Origin of the sequence: Streptomyces sp. NPDC092370, assembly GCF_044755265.1 — a bacterium.
Taxonomy (GTDB): Bacteria; Actinomycetota; Actinomycetes; order Streptomycetales; family Streptomycetaceae; genus Streptomyces.
Window position 1 is genome coordinate 236,369 of record NZ_JBIVQO010000009.1, and the last position, 16,478, is coordinate 252,846.

The 16,478-nt window shown below is 72.6% G+C and carries 14 protein-coding genes; 12 read left to right on the top strand and 2 right to left on the bottom strand.

Annotated features, from left to right (window positions below):
* Positions 1-144 precede the first annotated feature (144 nt).
* The 6 genes from ACIQHQ_RS26365 (at position 145) to ACIQHQ_RS26390 (ending at position 6,728) form a co-directional block, all read left to right on the top strand.
* Positions 145-468, top strand: a complete 324-nt coding sequence (locus tag ACIQHQ_RS26365; RefSeq protein WP_003977346.1) for an integration host factor — start codon at positions 145-147, stop codon at positions 466-468.
* Positions 469-526: 58 nt separating this feature from the next.
* Positions 527-1,120 carry a guanylate kinase gene (gene gmk, locus ACIQHQ_RS26370; RefSeq protein ID WP_390992789.1) on the top strand — a complete coding sequence of 198 codons (594 nt, stop codon included), beginning with the start codon at positions 527-529 and terminating at the stop codon, positions 1,118-1,120.
* 68 nt (positions 1,121-1,188) lie between these two features.
* A complete protein-coding gene (gene rpoZ / locus ACIQHQ_RS26375) occupies positions 1,189-1,461 on the top strand; it encodes a DNA-directed RNA polymerase subunit omega (RefSeq protein ID WP_003988945.1) in 273 nt (90 codons plus the stop codon).
* 114 nt (positions 1,462-1,575) lie between these two features.
* The gene (gene coaBC, locus ACIQHQ_RS26380; RefSeq protein WP_402615839.1) at positions 1,576-2,778 is read left to right on the top strand and encodes a bifunctional phosphopantothenoylcysteine decarboxylase/phosphopantothenate--cysteine ligase CoaBC; all 1,203 of its coding nucleotides are present in this window, start codon (positions 1,576-1,578) and stop codon (positions 2,776-2,778) included.
* A 235-nt stretch (positions 2,779-3,013) separates the two neighbouring features.
* Positions 3,014-4,222, top strand: a complete 1,209-nt coding sequence (gene metK, locus ACIQHQ_RS26385; protein ID WP_402615842.1) for a methionine adenosyltransferase — start codon at positions 3,014-3,016, stop codon at positions 4,220-4,222.
* Between the two features lie 340 nt (positions 4,223-4,562).
* Positions 4,563-6,728: a primosomal protein N' gene (locus ACIQHQ_RS26390; protein WP_402615845.1), complete on the top strand. Its 2,166-nt coding sequence runs from the start codon at positions 4,563-4,565 to the stop codon at positions 6,726-6,728.
* Positions 6,729-6,861: 133 nt separating this feature from the next.
* On the opposite strand, the gene ACIQHQ_RS26395 is transcribed toward ACIQHQ_RS26390, so the two are convergent.
* Complete coding sequence (locus ACIQHQ_RS26395; RefSeq protein ID WP_402615848.1) at positions 6,862-7,404, bottom strand: hypothetical protein; 543 nt, start codon at positions 7,402-7,404, stop codon at positions 6,862-6,864.
* Positions 7,405-7,729: 325 nt separating this feature from the next.
* Between ACIQHQ_RS26395 and fmt the strand changes: the two genes are divergently transcribed.
* Both fmt and ACIQHQ_RS26405 read left to right on the top strand, forming a co-directional pair.
* Positions 7,730-8,662, top strand: a complete 933-nt coding sequence (gene fmt / locus ACIQHQ_RS26400) for a methionyl-tRNA formyltransferase (RefSeq protein WP_402615851.1) — start codon at positions 7,730-7,732, stop codon at positions 8,660-8,662.
* A gap of 114 nt (positions 8,663-8,776) precedes the next feature.
* The gene (locus tag ACIQHQ_RS26405; protein ID WP_402615854.1) at positions 8,777-10,204 is read left to right on the top strand and encodes an RsmB/NOP family class I SAM-dependent RNA methyltransferase; all 1,428 of its coding nucleotides are present in this window, start codon (positions 8,777-8,779) and stop codon (positions 10,202-10,204) included.
* On the opposite strand, the gene ACIQHQ_RS26410 is transcribed toward ACIQHQ_RS26405, so the two are convergent.
* A complete protein-coding gene (locus ACIQHQ_RS26410) occupies positions 10,185-12,326 on the bottom strand; it encodes an MMPL family transporter (protein WP_402615856.1) in 2,142 nt (713 codons plus the stop codon). The two genes, ACIQHQ_RS26405 and ACIQHQ_RS26410, sit on opposite strands and share 20 nt — an antisense overlap.
* A 140-nt stretch (positions 12,327-12,466) precedes the next feature.
* Here ACIQHQ_RS26410 and rpe point away from each other — a divergent pair, with 140 nt between their 5' ends.
* The 4 genes from rpe (at position 12,467) to ACIQHQ_RS26430 (ending at position 16,202) form a co-directional block, all read left to right on the top strand.
* The gene (rpe, locus tag ACIQHQ_RS26415; RefSeq protein WP_283972543.1) at positions 12,467-13,153 is read left to right on the top strand and encodes a ribulose-phosphate 3-epimerase; all 687 of its coding nucleotides are present in this window, start codon (positions 12,467-12,469) and stop codon (positions 13,151-13,153) included.
* Between the two features lie 78 nt (positions 13,154-13,231).
* A complete protein-coding gene (locus ACIQHQ_RS26420) occupies positions 13,232-14,275 on the top strand; it encodes a sugar-binding transcriptional regulator (protein WP_402615860.1) in 1,044 nt (347 codons plus the stop codon).
* Between the two features lie 3 nt (positions 14,276-14,278).
* A complete protein-coding gene (locus ACIQHQ_RS26425) occupies positions 14,279-14,650 on the top strand; it encodes a barstar family protein (protein WP_402615863.1) in 372 nt (123 codons plus the stop codon).
* A gap of 109 nt (positions 14,651-14,759) precedes the next feature.
* Positions 14,760-16,202 (top strand): GuaB1 family IMP dehydrogenase-related protein, encoded by a 1,443-nt coding sequence (locus ACIQHQ_RS26430; RefSeq protein WP_402615866.1) that lies wholly within the window; start codon positions 14,760-14,762, stop codon positions 16,200-16,202.
* Positions 16,203-16,478 lie beyond the last annotated feature (276 nt).

A 16,478-nucleotide genomic window follows, 5' to 3' on the forward strand; every position in this document is an offset into this window, starting at 1 on the left:
TTCTCGCTGACTCTGGCGGACTTGCCCGCTAGTCTCCGACGAGAGAACGGGCAAGCGTGTGTTGCTCGTGACTCCCCAGGTGTGGGGCGACTAGGTTCCTCACCGGTCCGTATCCGACAGTTCGACATCCGAGGTGACGTAGGCGTGGCTCTTCCGCCCCTTACCCCTGAACAGCGCGCAGCCGCGCTCGAAAAGGCCGCCGCGGCTCGCCGGGAGCGGGCCGAGGTCAAGAATCGACTCAAGCACTCCGGCGCCTCCCTTCACGAGGTCATCAAGCAGGGCCAGGAGAACGACGTCATCGGCAAGATGAAGGTCTCCGCCCTCCTGGAGTCGCTGCCCGGCGTGGGCAAGGTCCGCGCCAAGCAGATCATGGAGCGACTCGGCATCTCCGAGAGCCGCCGCGTGCGGGGGCTCGGTTCCAACCAGATCGCCTCCCTGGAGCGCGAGTTCGGCAGCACCGGCTCCTGAATCCGGCAGTCCGGGGAAGCGAGTCCCGGGCACTCCGGGATTGCTGGATAATCGCTGCATGGCTGCAACACCCCGGGGGACGACCCCCGTACCCCCGGACGTACGTCCGCGGCTGACCGTGCTCTCCGGCCCCTCCGGGGTCGGCAAGAGCACGGTCGTCGCCCATATGCGCAAGGAACACCCCGAGGTCTGGCTCTCGGTGTCGGCGACGACCCGCAAGCCGCGCCCCGGCGAGAAGCACGGAGTCCACTACTTCTTCGTCTCCGACGACGAGATGGACAAGCTGATCGCCAACGGGGAACTGCTGGAGTGGGCCGAGTTCGCGGGCAACCGCTACGGCACCCCGCGCGCCGCCGTGCAGGAGCGCCTGGAGAACGGCGAGCCCGTCCTCCTGGAGATCGACCTGCAGGGCGCCCGCCTGGTCCGTGAGTCGATGTCCGAGGCCCAGCTGGTGTTCCTGGCTCCTCCCTCCTGGGAGGAGCTCGTGCGCAGACTCACCGGGCGGGGCACCGAGCCACCCGAGGTGATCGAGCGCCGGCTCGAGGCGGCGAAGATCGAACTCGCGGCCGAGCCGGAGTTCGACACCACCCTGGTCAACACCTCCGTCGAGGACGTCGCTCGCGAGCTGCTAGCCTTGATGGACGTCGTGTGACCATCGCCGATCGTTCCGGCCGGCCGATCAACCCGACAGATTCTTTCCCATCCATCGGAAGGTAGAGCGTGTCCTCTTCCATCTCCGCGCCCGAGGGCATCATCAACCCGCCGATCGACGAGCTCCTCGAGGCCACCGACTCGAAGTACAGCCTCGTGATCTACGCGGCCAAGCGTGCCCGCCAGATCAACGCGTACTACTCGCAGCTCGGCGAGGGTCTCCTCGAGTACGTCGGTCCTCTCGTCGACACGCACGTCCACGAGAAGCCGCTCTCGATCGCCCTCCGCGAGATCAACGCGGGGCTCCTGACGTCCGAGGCCGTCGAGGGCCCGGCGCAGTAATCAGGATTGTCAGCTTCACGCTGACTTGTCCACAGGCCCGGCAGGCCGACTGCCGGGCCTGTGGTGTGTCATGGAGTCGTACGGTGTGCCGGTTGCCGAGGTCCGGGGAGAGACGTGGACAAGCCGAAGGTCGTTCTGGGGGTCAGCGGGGGCATCGCCGCGTACAAGGCCTGTGAGCTGCTGCGGCGGCTGACGGAGTCGGGCCACGACGTGCGGGTGGTGCCCACGGCCTCCGCGCTGCACTTCGTCGGCGCCGCCACCTGGTCCGCGCTCTCCGGCCACCCGGTCTCCACCGAGGTGTGGGACGACGTGCACGAGGTCCCGCACGTCCGCATCGGGCAGCACGCGGACCTGGTCGTCGTCGCCCCGGCCACCGCCGACATGCTCGCCAAGGCGGCCCACGGCTTCGCCGACGACCTTCTCACCAACACGCTCCTCACCGCCCGCTGCCCGGTCGTCTTCGCCCCCGCCATGCACACGGAGATGTGGGAGCACCCGGCCACCCAGGAGAACGTGGCGACGCTGCGCCGCCGCGGTGCCCTCGTCGTCGAGCCGGCCGTGGGCCGTCTGACGGGCGTCGACACCGGCAAGGGCCGGCTGCCCGACCCGGGCGAGATCTTCGAGGTGTGCCGCCGCGTGCTGGCCCGGGGCATCGCCGAGCCCGACCTGAAGGGCCGGCACGTCGTCGTCAGCGCGGGCGGCACCCGCGAGCCCCTGGACCCCGTCCGGTTCCTCGGCAACCGCTCCTCGGGCAAGCAGGGCTACGCCCTCGCCCGCACCGCCGCCGCCCGCGGCGCCCGTGTCACGCTGATCGCGGCCAACAGCACCCTGCCGGCCCCCGCGGGCGTCGACGTCGTCCCGGTCGGCACCGCCGTGCAGCTGCGCGAGGCGGTGCTGCGGGCCGCCCCCGAGGCCGACGCCGTGGTGATGGCGGCCGCGGTCGCCGACTTCCGTCCGGCGGCGTACGCGGCGGGGAAGATCAAGAAGAAGGACGGCCAGGAGCCGGAGCCGATCACCCTGGTGCGGAATCCGGACGTCCTCGCGGAGATCTCCGCCGACCGGGCCCGCGCCGGACAGGTGATCGTCGGCTTCGCCGCGGAGACGGACGACGTCCTCGCCAACGGCCGCGCCAAACTCAAGCGCAAGGGCTGCGACCTGCTCGTCGTGAACGAGGTGGGGGAGCGCAAGACCTTCGGTTCCGAGGAGAACGAGGCCGTCGTGCTCGGCGCGGACGGCAGCGAGACGGCGGTGCCGTACGGCCCCAAGGAAGCCCTGGCCGAAACGGTGTGGGACCTGGTGGCCGAGCGCCTTTGCTGAGATCCGGGCGTCGCGCGTCCCTCGAATGCGGCTGGATCCGGGCGTGGCGCCTCTGGCCAACGCCGCTCGCCATTGGGCAGAATGCCCGTGCCGCAGGTCACAGCGCTCCCGAGTGGCGAGACAGGGGGACCGTGGCCGAAGCGTGACCCGTAAACTGTTCCACGGACGGCGCCGGGTGCAGCCCCCGCCGTCCGCCAATGATCAGCCAGCAGCCGCTGCAACCCCAGGGAGCGTTGTGTCCCGTCGCCTGTTCACCTCGGAGTCCGTAACCGAGGGTCACCCCGACAAGATCGCTGATCAGATCAGCGACACCATTCTCGACGCGCTTCTGCGTGAGGACCCGTCCTCCCGGGTCGCCGTCGAGACCCTGATCACGACCGGCCTGGTGCACGTGGCCGGCGAGGTCACGACCAAGACGTACGCGGACATCGCGACGCTGGTCCGGAGCAAGATCCTCGAAATCGGCTACGACTCCAGCAAGAAGGGCTTCGACGGCGCCTCCTGCGGCGTGTCGGTGTCGATCGGCGCGCAGTCCCCGGACATCGCCCAGGGTGTGGACACGGCGTACGAGACCCGTGTCGAGGGCGACGACGACGAGCTCGACAAGCAGGGCGCGGGCGACCAGGGCCTGATGTTCGGCTACGCGACGGACGAGACGCCGACGCTGATGCCGCTGCCGATCTTCCTGGCCCACCGCCTGTCGAAGCGCCTGTCCGACGTGCGCAAGAACGGCACGATCCCCTACCTGCGCCCGGACGGCAAGACGCAGGTCACCATCGAGTACGACGGCGACAAGGCGGTCCGTCTGGACACCGTCGTGGTCTCCTCGCAGCACGCCTCGGACATCGACCTGGACTCGCTGCTGGCTCCCGACATCAAGGAGTTCGTGGTCGAGCCGGAGCTGAAGGCGCTCCTGGACGAGGGCATCAAGCTGGACACGGAGAAGTACCGTCTCCTGGTCAACCCCACCGGTCGCTTCGAGATCGGCGGCCCGATGGGTGACGCCGGCCTGACCGGACGCAAGATCATCATCGACACCTACGGCGGCATGGCCCGTCACGGTGGCGGCGCCTTCTCGGGCAAGGACCCCTCCAAGGTCGACCGCTCCGCGGCGTACGCGATGCGCTGGGTCGCGAAGAACGTGGTCGCAGCGGGTCTCGCCACCCGCTGCGAGGTCCAGGTCGCGTACGCGATCGGCAAGGCCGAGCCGGTCGGTCTGTTCGTCGAGACCTTCGGCACCGCCAAGATCGAGACGGAGAGGATCGAGAAGGCGATCGACGAGGTCTTCGACCTCCGCCCGGCCGCCATCATCCGCGACCTCGACCTGCTCCGCCCGATCTACTCCCAGACCGCGGCCTACGGCCACTTCGGCCGCGAGCTCCCCGACTTCACGTGGGAGCGGACGGACCGCGTGGACGCGCTCCGCAAGGCTGCGGAACTGTAGGTCCCGTCCTTCAGGGCAGCGCATGAGGCCCGGCACCCTTCCCGGGGGCCGGGCCTTCGCCGTGCTCCGCGCAGCCACCGCCGCGCCGCCTTGCCCCCCGGTCCCGCAAAACGGCTCGCGTACGGCGGCAGAGGCTCCCTACGGTGGGGAGAGCGCCGGGGCGCCCGGTGCGAAGGTGACGGATACTTCTGGGCTCGCAGGAGCCCCCGCGGGTTCGAATCCCGCCGCCGGCCGGGCGGTGCCCGGCGGCGTGGCCGAGTGGTCCAAGGCGCGTGCACGCCGTCACCGACGGGACCTCGGGCGCCTCCGCCTGTCAGTGATGTTTGGTAAGAATGCAAGCGTGAGCAGCGAGAACGAACCGGCGGGCGGCGGGGCCGAGGGTGCGCCGCCCGAGCAGCTCGCGCTCATCCGGGACAGTGTGCGCAAGGCCAGGACACCCCGGGCCAAGCCGCGGACCTGGCGGGGGGCCGCCCTCGCCAAGGAGCTCCCCGTCGCGCGCGTCCTCGTCGACAAGGGCGTGCTCCATCTCGACCGGTACTTCGACTACGCCGTGCCCGAGGAGCTGGACGCGGACGCCCAGCCGGGTGTGCGGGTGCGGGTGCGGTTCGGGGCCGGGCGGCACCGGGTACGGGAGGGCCGCCGCGAGGGCGGCGGCCTCATCGACGGATTCCTGGTCGAGCGGCTGGCCGAGTCCGACTACGCCGGACCGCTGGCCGCCCTCGCCCAGGTCGTGTCCCCCGAGCCGGTGCTGAGCGAGGAGCTGCTGGGTCTGGCCCGGGCGGTCGCCGACCGGTACGCGGGCAGCCTCGCCGACGTCCTGCAACTCGCCGTACCGCCGCGCAACGCGCGAGCCGAGCAGCGGCCCTCACCCGGCCCGCTGCCACCGCCCCCGATGCCCGAGCCGGGCTCCTGGCCGCGCTACGAGCGCGGAGCGGCCTTCCTGGAGTCGCTGGCCTCCGGAGGAACACCCCGGGCCGTGTGGAACGCGCTGCCCGGGCCGCAGTGGAGCGAGGAACTGGCCCGGGCTGTCGCCGCGACGCTGGCCTCCGGGCGCGGGGCGCTCGCCGTGCTGCCCGACGGGCGGGCCGTCGCGCGGGTCGACGCCGCCCTGACCTCCCTGCTGGGGGAGGGGCGGCACGCGGTGCTCACCGCCGACGCCGGACCCGAGAAGCGCTACGCGCAGTGGCTCGCGGTGCGGCGCGGTTCCGTCCGGGCCGTGATCGGGACCCGGGCCGCGATGTTCGCGCCGGTCAAGGACCTCGGCCTGGTCGCTCTGTGGGACGACGGCGACGACAGCCACAGCGAGCAGCACGCCCCGCAGCCCCACGCCCGCGAGGTGCTCCTGCTGCGGGCCGCCCAGGACAAGTGCGGCTTCCTGCTGGGCAGCTGGGGCTGCACGGTGGAGGCCGCGCAACTCGTCGAGAGCGGCTGGGCACGCCCGGTCGTCGCCGGCCGGGACCAGGTGCGCGGGGCCGCGCCGCTCGTCCGGACCGTCGGGGACCAGGACCTCGCCCGGGACGAGGCCGCCCGGGCCGCCCGGCTGCCGTCCCTCGCCTGGCAGGCCGTCAGGGACGGCCTGCGGCACGGCCCGGTGCTGGTGCAGGTGCCCCGCCGGGGGTACGTGCCGCGTATGGCGTGTGCCGACTGCCGGGCGCCCGCGCGCTGCCGACACTGCTCCGGGCCGTTGGAGGCGCCGGACGGCGGCGCCCTGAACTGCGGGTGGTGCGGACGCGGGGAGAGCGGCCGGCACTGCCCGGAGTGCGGTTCCTTCCGGTTGCGCGCCTCGGTCGTCGGGGCGCGGCGGACCGCCGAGGAACTCGGGCGTGCCTTCCCCGCCGTGCCGGTACGCACCTCGGGTCGGGAGCACGTGCTCGACACGGTCCCGGGAACGCCGGCGCTGGTCGTGAGCACGCCGGGGGCCGAGCCCGTCGCCGAGGGCGGGTACGCGGCGGCGCTGCTGCTGGACGGCTGGGCCATGCTCGGGCGGCCCGACCTGCGGGCCGGGGAGGACGCGCTGCGGCGGTGGATCGCGGCGGCGTCCCTGGTCCGGCCGCAGTCGGCCGGTGGCACGGTGGTGGTCGTGGCCGAGCCGACGCTGCGGCCCGTGCAGGCGCTGGTGCGCTGGGATCCCGTCGGTCACGCGGTGCGGGAACTCGCCGAGCGGGCCGAGCTGGGGTTTCCGCCGGTGTCGCGGATGGCCGCGGTGTCGGGCCCGCCGGAGGCGGTGGCCGACTTCCTCCGTACGGCCGCGCTGCCGGCCGAGGCGGAGGTGCTGGGTCCGGTGCCGTTGCCCGTTTCCGCCGCGGGGCGGCCGCGGCGGGCGGGGGCGCCCCCGCCCGGGGAGCAGTGGGAGCGGGCGCTGCTGCGGGTGCCGCCGGGGAGGGGCGCCGCGCTGGCCGCCGCGCTGAAGGCGGCGCAGGCCGCGCGGATGGCTCGGGGGAGCGGCGGTGGCGCCGGGACCGGGCCGGGTGTCTGGGTACGGGTCGATCCGGCCGACATCGGGTGAGCCGCGGCGGGCGGTGTCCCACGCCGGGGACTGGGTCGACACGGCCACCCTCGATCCGCGACGTCCGGTGGCGCCGGCCGGATACGCGGCTGCCCTCCCGGAGGTGTTCCGAGAGGGCAGGGCTGAGGGTGGGTCAGCCGTTGCGCGGGCCGGGAAAGGCCGTCGGCCTGACCTCCTCGCGCAGTGCCGGACTGCCGGCCGTCGGCTGCGTGGGCATGGAGCGGGCCGCCGGGACGGTGGGGACCGTGGGGAGGCCGGTGGTCACACTGACCGAGCGGCTGCCCGACGGCTCCGGGGTGCGCTCCGGCTCGGGCGTCGCCGGGGCCGTGGCCCGGCGGGCGCCGTACCGGCGGTGGACCGCCTGCTTGGTGACTCCGAGCGCGGAGCCCACCGCGTCCCAGGAGAAGCCGAGTGAGCGATCGAAGTCCACGGCCGCCGTGACCAGGGTCTCGACGCTGTCCCGCAGCTCCTGGGCGAGACGCACCGTCGGGGCGGGGGCGCGTCCGTAGACGACGAAGCCCGTGGAGGGGCCGGAGCGGCGCGGGCGGTAGACGTTGCCCAACTGGGCGGTGAGTGTGCGCAGCGCGTCCACCTGCCGGCGGACCCGCTCGATGTCCCGCACCAGCAAGTGCAGGCTGGCCCGAGCCTGGGCGTCGTGGGTTGCGTGGTCGGCCATGAACAAGCCTCTCGAACCGGCGTTGAAAGGAATGGGCCGCGATCGCGGCCCGTTGTGGTCAACTCTGTCTTGACCAACGCGGATTCGCTCCGCTGGTCACGGTGTGGGGGCGCGGGAGCCTGTGCGTGCGCCCGTTTGCGCGGGGTGTGCGCCTCGGCCCCCGGCCCTCGGCGGGTTCTTCCACCCGCGCACCGCCCGCGACGTGCGACCGGGCGGCCCGGCTCTCCCGAGGGGGCCGAGCGCCGTCGGCGGCCTCGCGTCCCACGGCTCATAGACTTGTGTGCTGCCCGTCATCGACCCCCGCCCGAGAGGCTCCCACCACCCCATGAAGCTCGTCTTCGCCGGTACACCCGAGGTCGCCGTTCCCGCTCTGGACGCTCTGCTCGCCTCCGGGCGGCACGAGGTGGCCGCCGTCGTCACGCGGCCCGACGCGCCGGCCGGACGCGGACGCAGGCTCGTCGCGTCGCCCGTCGCCGAGCGGGCGGAGGAGGCCGGGATCGAGGTGCTGAAGCCCGCGAAGCCGAAGGACCCCGAGTTCCTGGAGCGGCTGCGGGAGATCGGGCCGGACTGCTGCCCCGTCGTCGCCTACGGAGCGCTGCTGCCCCGGGTCGCCCTCGACGTTCCCGTGCACGGCTGGGTCAACCTGCACTTCTCCCTGCTGCCGGCCTGGCGCGGAGCCGCGCCCGTGCAGCACGCCATCATGGCCGGCGACGAGATCACCGGGGCGTCGACCTTCCTGATCGAGGAAGGACTCGACTCCGGGCCGGTGTACGGCACGGTGACCGAGGAGATCCGGCCCACCGACACCAGCGGGGACCTGCTGACGCGGTTGGCCTTCGCCGGTGCCGGGCTGCTCGCGGCGACCATGGACGGCATCGAGGACGGCACGCTGAAGGCCGTACCGCAGCCGGCCGACGGGATCAGCCTCGCCCCGAAGGTCAACGTCGAGGACGCGCACCTCGACTGGAGCGCGCCCGCGCTGCGCGTGGACCGGATGGTGCGCGGCTGCACCCCGGCTCCCGGCGCCTGGACCACGTTCCGCGGAGAGCGGCTCAAGCTCATCCAGGTCGCACCCGTGGCCGACCGGACGGACCTCGCCCCGGGGCAGATCGCCGCCGGGAAGAACAACGTGCACGTCGGCACCGGCTCGTACGGCGTCGAGCTGCTGTGGGTGCAGGCCCAGGGCAAGAAGCCGATGCGTGCGGCGGACTGGGCACGCGGGGTGCGGATCGGTGAGGGCGAGCGGCTCGGCGGCTGACACCCTCCCGGGCGGGGCCGCGACGCGGTGCGATGCCCCGCCGCCGGTTCCACCCCGCTCCCGGCGGCGTAGGCTGGACGGCGCACTTCCTCTCACACCCGGAGCACCTTTTTCGTGAGCGAACAGCCCCGTCGAGCCCGCACGTCAGGCACGCCCTACCGCCGGCCGAAGAAGGACCCCGTCCGCATCCTCGCCTTCGAGGCGCTCAGGGCCGTGGACGAGCGGGACGCCTACGCCAACCTCGTACTCCCGCCCCTGCTGCGCAAGGCCCGGGAGAAGGAGGGCCCCGAGTCGTTCGACGCCCGGGACGCGGCGCTCGCCACCGAGCTGGTGTACGGGACGCTGCGGCGGCAGGGGACGTACGACGCGGTCCTGGCGACCTGTGTGGACCGGCCGCTCAGAGAGGTCGACCCGCCGGTGCTGGACGTGCTCAGCCTCGGCGCGCACCAGCTGCTCGGCACCCGCATTCCGACGCACGCGGCGGTGTCAGCGACCGTCGAACTCGCGCGGGTCGTGCTCGGCGACGGACGGGCCAGGTTCGTCAACGCCGTGCTGCGGAAGGTCGCGCAGCACGATCTGGAGGGCTGGCTGGAGAAGGTCGCGCCTCCTTATGACGAGGACCCCGAGGACCATCTCGCCGTCGTCCACTCGCACCCCAGGTGGGTCGTGTCCGCGCTGTGGGACTCCCTGGGCGGCGGCAGGGCAGGCATCGAGGAGCTGCTGCGCGCCGACAACGAACGGCCCGAGGTGACCTTGGTGGCGCGGCCCGGGCGGGCCACCGCCGAGGAGCTGCTCGACGAGGACGCCGCGGTGCGGGGGCACTGGTCGCCGTACGCGGTGCGGCTGACCGAGGGCGGGGAGCCGGGTGCCATCGCGGCCGTGCGGGACGGGCGGGCCGGTGTGCAGGACGAGGGCAGCCAGCTCGTGGCGATCGCCCTGGCGGGCGCGCCCCTGGACGGGCCCGACCGGCGCTGGCTCGACGGGTGCGCGGGGCCCGGCGGCAAGGCGGCGCTGCTCGGCGCGCTGGCCGCCGAGCGCGGTGCCCTGCTCGTCGCCTCCGAGAAGCAGACCCATCGGGCCGGCCTCGTGGCGAAGGCGCTGGACGGCAACCCCGGCCCGTATCAGGTGATCGCCGCGGACGGGACGCGTCCGGCGTGGCGGCCCGGCAGCTTCGACCGGGTGCTGGTCGACGTGCCGTGCACCGGCCTCGGCGCCCTGCGCCGCCGTCCCGAGGCGCGCTGGCGGCGCCGTCCGGAGGACCTGGAGGGCTTCGCCCCGCTGCAGCGCGGGCTGCTGCGCACCGCCCTGGAGTCGGTGCGGGTCGGCGGTGTCGTGGGTTACGCGACCTGCTCGCCGCACCTCGCCGAGACCCGGGCCGTCGTCGCCGACGTGCTCAAGCAGCACCCGGACACGGACCTCCTCGACGCCCGGCCGCTGCTGCCCGGCGTACCGGACCTGGGCGACGGACCCGACGTGCAGCTGTGGCCGCACCTGCACGGGACCGACGCGATGTACCTCGCGCTCATTCGCCGGACCGGCTGACGCCCGCTTCCACGGTCGCCCGGTCCGGCGCGCCGCCGTGCTGGCGCGCCAGCCGGTGCGGCCACCACACCTTCGGTCCCACGTCCAGGAACAGCGATGTCACGAGGACCGAGCGGACGATGAAGGTGTCGATGAGGACTCCGAGGGCGACCGTGAAGCCGATCTCCGCGAAGGCGACCATCGGGAGGGTGCCCAGAGCGGCGAAGGTGCCGGCCAGGACCAGGCCGGCGGAGGTGATGACCGCTCCGGTGGCGGCGAGGCCCGTGACGACGCCCGGTGCGGTGCCCTGGCGGGCGGCTTCCTCGCGGATGCGCGTGGTCAGGAAGATGTTGTAGTCGATGCCCAGGGCGACCAGGAACACGAAGACGAACAGCGGGAAGTCGGTGGACTCGCCCGCGTAGTCGAAGACGTACCGGAACGCGAGCGCGCTGATGCCGAGCGCCGCCGCGAACGACAGGATCACCGTCCCTATCAGCAGCAGCGGGGCGATCAGGGCGCGCAACAGGGCGCAGAGGATCAGCAGGACGACCACCAGCACCAGCGGGATGATCAGCACGTTGTCGTGCGTGGTCGCCTCGTCCATGTCCAGCAGGGCAGCCGTGCCGCCGCCCACCTTGGCGTCGGCGTCCGGCACCGCGTGCACGGCGTCCCGCACCCGCTCGACCGTCTGTTTGGCGGCCTCGCTGTCCGACGGGGCGCTCATGGTGGCCTCGAAGAGGACCTTGCCCTCGAAGGCCGGTTTGGTGCCGGGCGGCAGCCCCAGGGACTGGGGGACCACGCCCGGTGTTCCGGCCACCGCGCGGCCCACCTGAACCGCCTGCGCCTGGTTGCTGACGATGACCAGCGGGTCACCGCTGCCCGCCGGGAAGTAGCGCGCCGACACCTCCTGGCCGGTGATCGAGTCCGGTTTCCCGGTGAAGGCGTCCGCGTTGCCGATGCCCTCCGCGCGCAACTGGATCAGGCCCAGCGAGCAGACCGCCAGCGCGAGTGCCGTCGCGATCCAGGTCACCCGCGGGCGGCGGGCGATACGGCGGCCCGTGCGGGCCCAGATGCCGCGCTCGGTCGGGTCCGGCGTGCCGTAATGCGGGATCACCGGCCAGAAGATCCACCGGCCGAAGACCACCAGCAGGGCCGGGAACAGGCTCATCATCGCCAGCAGGGCCACCGCGACGCCGATCGCGGCCACCGGGCCCAGGCCGCTCGTGGAGTTCATCTCGGCGGCCAGCAGCACCAGCATGCTCAGCACGACCGTCGCACCGGAGGCGAGCACCGCCGGGCCGGCGCGGTGCAGCGCCAGGGCCATCGCCTCGTGGCGGTCCTCGTGCCGGCGCAGTTCCTCCCGGTAGCGGGCCACCAGCAGCAGGGCGTAGTCCGTCCCCGCTCCGAAGACCAGCACCGTGAGGATGCCGGCGCTCTGGCCGTTCACCGTCAGACCGCCGTGCTCGGCCAGCAGATAGATCAGCGCCTGGGCGGCGAACAGCGCGCAGACCACCGCGACCAGCGGGACCAGCAGCAGGGTCAGGCTGCGGTAGGTGATGAGCAGCATGACGACGACGACCGCCATCGCCGAGAACAGCAGGGTCGAGTCGATCCCCTCGAACGCCTCGGCGAAGTCCGCGGAGGTGCCGCCCGGGCCCGTGATGTGCACGGCCAGCCCGTCACCGCCCTCACCGACGTCGTCCCGGATGGACTCCACGGCGGGGGAGATCCGCTCCCAGCCCTCCTCGTCCATCATGATCGGCACGAAGACCTGGGCCGCCCGCGGATCGGCCTGCCGGTCGAACACCGGCCCCCGCGTCCGCTCACCGAGAATGCCGTGGTCACGCAGCTGCTTCAGCTGCCGCACGTCCTCGGCGATCTGAGTCCGGTCCTGCGCCGTCAGGCCGCTTTCCCGCGCGTAGATCACCACCGCCGGGATCTGCTCCGGCCGGAAGTCCTCGGAGATCTGCAGCACCTGCGTCGACTCCGCGGACCCCGGCAGCCAGGACGCCGCGTCGTTGTCCTGCGCGTCGGTCAGCTTCAGGGCGAACGGGGCGGCGACGAACAGCACGACCACCCACAGGCCCAGGACCAGCCACTTGGCCCGCCGCCCGCAGACGAGATGTGCGACACCGTGTCTCACGGCAACCCCCTTCGCGAAAGCGCCCCAGGCGGGACGTGGGGAACGGTGCGACGAGCCACAAACGCTCCGCGGCCGACGAACGGCCCTGGCCCACCGGGACCGATGCCCACAACCCCCGAGGGGCATGGCAGTCTTAGGACATGGCCGCGCAGATCAACCCCAGCATCCTCTCCGCCGACTTCGCCCGCCTCGCGGACGAGGCGAAGGCCGTGGAGGGAGCCGACTGGCTCCACGTCGATGTCATGGACAACCATTTCGTCCCGAACCTCACGCTCGGAGTGCCGGTCGTAGAGTCGCTCGCCCGTGCGACGGACACGCCGCTGGACTGTCATCTGATGATCGAGGCCCCCGATCGGTGGGCGCCGCAGTACGTGGAAGCGGGGGCCGGTTCCGTCACCTTCCATGTCGAGGCCGCCGCAGCCCCGGTCCGGCTCGCCCGGGAGATCCGTGCCAAGGGCGCCCGCGCCTCCATGGCGCTGAAGCCCGCGACCCCCGTCGAGCCGTACGAGGACCTGCTCCCCGAGCTCGACATGCTGCTGATCATGACGGTCGAACCGGGCTTCGGGGGGCAGGCCTTCCTCGACATCATGCTTCCGAAGATTCGCCGCACCCGCGAGTTGATCAGCAAGCACGGACTGGAGCTCTGGCTCCAGGTCGACGGCGGAGTTTCCGCTTCCACGATCGAGCGCTGCGCCGACGCCGGAGCCGACGTCTTCGTGGCCGGATCGGCGGTCTACGGGGCAAACGACCCGGCCGAGGCGGTACGTGCACTACGCACACAGGCGGAGGCGGCGACGGCGAAGGCCTCGTGGGCCTGCGACCACTGAGCCACAGCAAAGTGAACGGCTCTCATCAGGGCTGATCAACCGCGCCGGATCTGCAAGGATGAACGGCGAATCCAGAGTGTGAACAGCAGTGAGGAGAACGCCGTGTCGGGTATGTCGGCGGGCCGGTCAGCCATGCGGATGGGACCCGCTGAGCTGGTGCAGGCGGCGGCCATGGCCCGCCGCTTCTACCTGGAGGGCAAGTCCAAGATCCAGATCGCGGAGGAGTTCGGCGTCAGCCGCTTCAAGGTGGCCCGGGTCCTGGAGACCGCCCTCGAACGGGATCTCGTCCGTATCGAGATCCGTGTGCCCGCCGAGCTGGACGCCGAGCGCTCGGACGCGCTCCGCGCCCGCTACGGCCTGCGGCACGCTGTCGTGGTCGAGTCCCCGGCCGAGGCCGAGGAGTCGCCCGATCCCGAGAACCTGGGAGAGGTGGCCGCCGACCTGCTCGGCGAACTGGTCGACGAGGGTGATGTGCTGGGCCTGGCCTGGGGCCGCTCGACCATCCACATGGCGGCGGCGCTCGACCGGCTGCCGCCGTGCACGGTGGTGCAACTGACCGGCGTGTACGACGCCGGGACCGCCGAGCGCGGCTCGGTCGAGGCCGTACGCCGCGCCGCCCAGGTGGCCGGCGGGGACGCCCACCCCATCTACGCCCCGATGCTGCTTCCCGACGCGGCCACGGCCGCGGCGCTGCGCAACCAGACGGGGATCGCCCGGGCCTTCGAGCACTTCGACAAGGTCACCGTCGCCTGTGTCTCCATCGGTTCCTGGGAGCCGGGCATCTCCACGGTGCACGACATGCTCAGCGACGAGGAGCGCGCGCACTACGCGTCCCTCGGTGTCGCCGCCGAGATGTCCGCGCACCTCTTCGACGCCGACGGCCGCCGGATCGGCCGGGACCTGGGCGAGCGGTGCATCACCGTGAAGGCCGACCAGCTCCGTCGCATCCCCGAGGTCGTGGCGATCGCGGGCGGGCAGCGCAAGGGACCCGCGATCGACGCGGTGCTGCGGTCCGGGCTCGTCACCAGCCTGGTGACGGACACGTCGGCCGCGGACTACCTGATGACGGCCGGACCGGCGCCCAAGTCCGCGCTCAACAGGTCCGACCCGGACGGAGTCTGACGGGTGGCCGGCCAGGCGCACGGAGTGCACGACCCGGCGGGCCGGATCGTGCTCGTCCTGGATCTCGACGGGGTCACGGACAAGGCGGGCCTGATGGACCGCTGCGCCCGTGACCTCGCCTTGCCCGACTGGTTCGGACGCAACTGGGACGCCCTCGCCGACTGCCTGGCCGATCCCGCGCTCTGGCCCGAGGAGGCCGGAGAGCGGGGGCTGCTGGTCGTCGTCCGGGGGTGGCGGACCTACGCCGAGACGCGACCCGACGAGTGGCAGGTGGCCGAGGAGATCTTCGCCGAGGCGACGGACCGGGGCCCGGGGCTGTTCGTGACCCTCGGCCTTGGAGAATCCTCTGAGAGGCTCCCTGACCAGCCTGGATGATCCGCCGGGGGCCGTCGGGGTGTCCGGCATGGGAGAATGAAGTACGTGCTCTTTCCCCCTGGCCGACCGGTACGGGGGGTCACCTCTGATCGACTGGGATGTGCAGCACGTGCGTTTCCTCAATGACATCCAGCCCGGGTACGACCTGACGTACGACGACGTCTTCATGGTGCCGAGCCGCTCCTCGGTGGGTTCGCGGCAGGCCGTCGACCTCAGCTCCCCGGACGGCACGGGCACCACCATCCCGCTCGTCGTCGCCAACATGACCGCCATCGCCGGCCGCCGCATGGCCGAGACCGTGGCCCGCCGCGGCGGCCTCGTGGTGATACCCCAGGACATCCCGATCGAGGTGGTCACCGAGGTCGTCTCCTGGGTGAAGAGCCGCCATCTGGTGCTGGACACGCCGATCATCCTGTCCCCGCACCAGACCGTCGCCGACGCGCTGGGGCTGCTGCCGAAGCGGGCGCACGACGCCGGTGTCGTCGTCGACGGGAACCACAAGCCCATCGGCGTGGTCACCGACTCCGACCTCTGTGGCGTCGACCGCTTCACGCAGCTCGCCGAGGTCATGTCCCGGGACCTGCTGCTCATCGACGCGGACAAGGACCCGGGCGAGGCCTTCAACACCCTCGACCACGCCAACCGCCGCTACGCCCCCGCGGTCAACCCCGACGGCACGCTCGCCGGCATCCTGACCCGCAAGGGCGCCCTGCGCGCCACGCTCTACACGCCGGCCACCGACGCCCGGGGGCGGCTGCGCATCGCCGCCGCCGTCGGCATCAACGGCGACGTCGCGGGCAAGGCGCAGCAACTGCTGGACGCGGGGGTCGACGCGCTCGTCATCGACACCGCGCACGGCCACCAGGAGTCGATGATCAGCGCTCTGAAGCTGGTGCGCGACCTCGACCCGCAGGTGCCGGTCGTCGCGGGCAACGTGGTCGCCGCCGCGGGCGTGCGCGACCTGATCGAGGCGGGCGCGGACATCGTCAAGGTCGGTGTCGGCCCCGGCGCCATGTGCACCACGCGCATGATGACCGGCGTGGGCCGGCCGCAGTTCTCCGCCGTCCTGGAGTGCGCCGCCGAGGCGAAGAAGTACGGCAAGCACGTGTGGGCCGACGGCGGCGTCCGCCACCCGCGTGACGTGGCCATGGCCCTCGCGGCCGGCGCGTCCAACGTGATGGTCGGCTCCTGGTTCGCGGGCACCTACGAGTCCCCGGGCGACCTCCAGCACGACGCCCAGGGGCGTGCCTACAAGGAGTCCTTCGGCATGGCCTCCGCGCGGGCCGTGCGCAACCGCACCTCCGAGGAGTCGGCGTACGACCGGGCCCGCAAGGCACTGTTCGAGGAGGGCATCTCCACCTCCCGCATGTTCCTCGACCCGGCCCGCCCGGGCGTCGAGGACCTGATCGACTCGATCATCGCGGGCGTCCGCTCGTCCTGCACCTACGCCGGTGCCGGTTCCCTGGAGGAGTTCGCCGAGAAGGCCATCGTCGGCATCCAGAGCGCCGCCGGCTACGCCGAGGGCAAGCCGCTGCACGCCAGCTGGAGCTGACGGCCCCGACGTCCCTTCGAACGGCCCCCGTCGAACCGCTCCGCGGGACATTCGGGGGCCGTGTCGCATGCCTCGGCTCCACCGTCGGCGCAGGGTCGTCGCCCCGTGCACGGCTGAGGGGCGTCGAGGCGCTGGAGCGCCGCATGCCGTCGCACAGCGCCGACGGCAGCCACGCCGGGCCGTGTCGCATGCCTCGGCTCCACCGTCGGCGCAGGGTCGTCGCCCCGTGCACGGCTGAGGGGCGTCGAGGCGCTGGAGCGCCGCATGCCGTCGCAC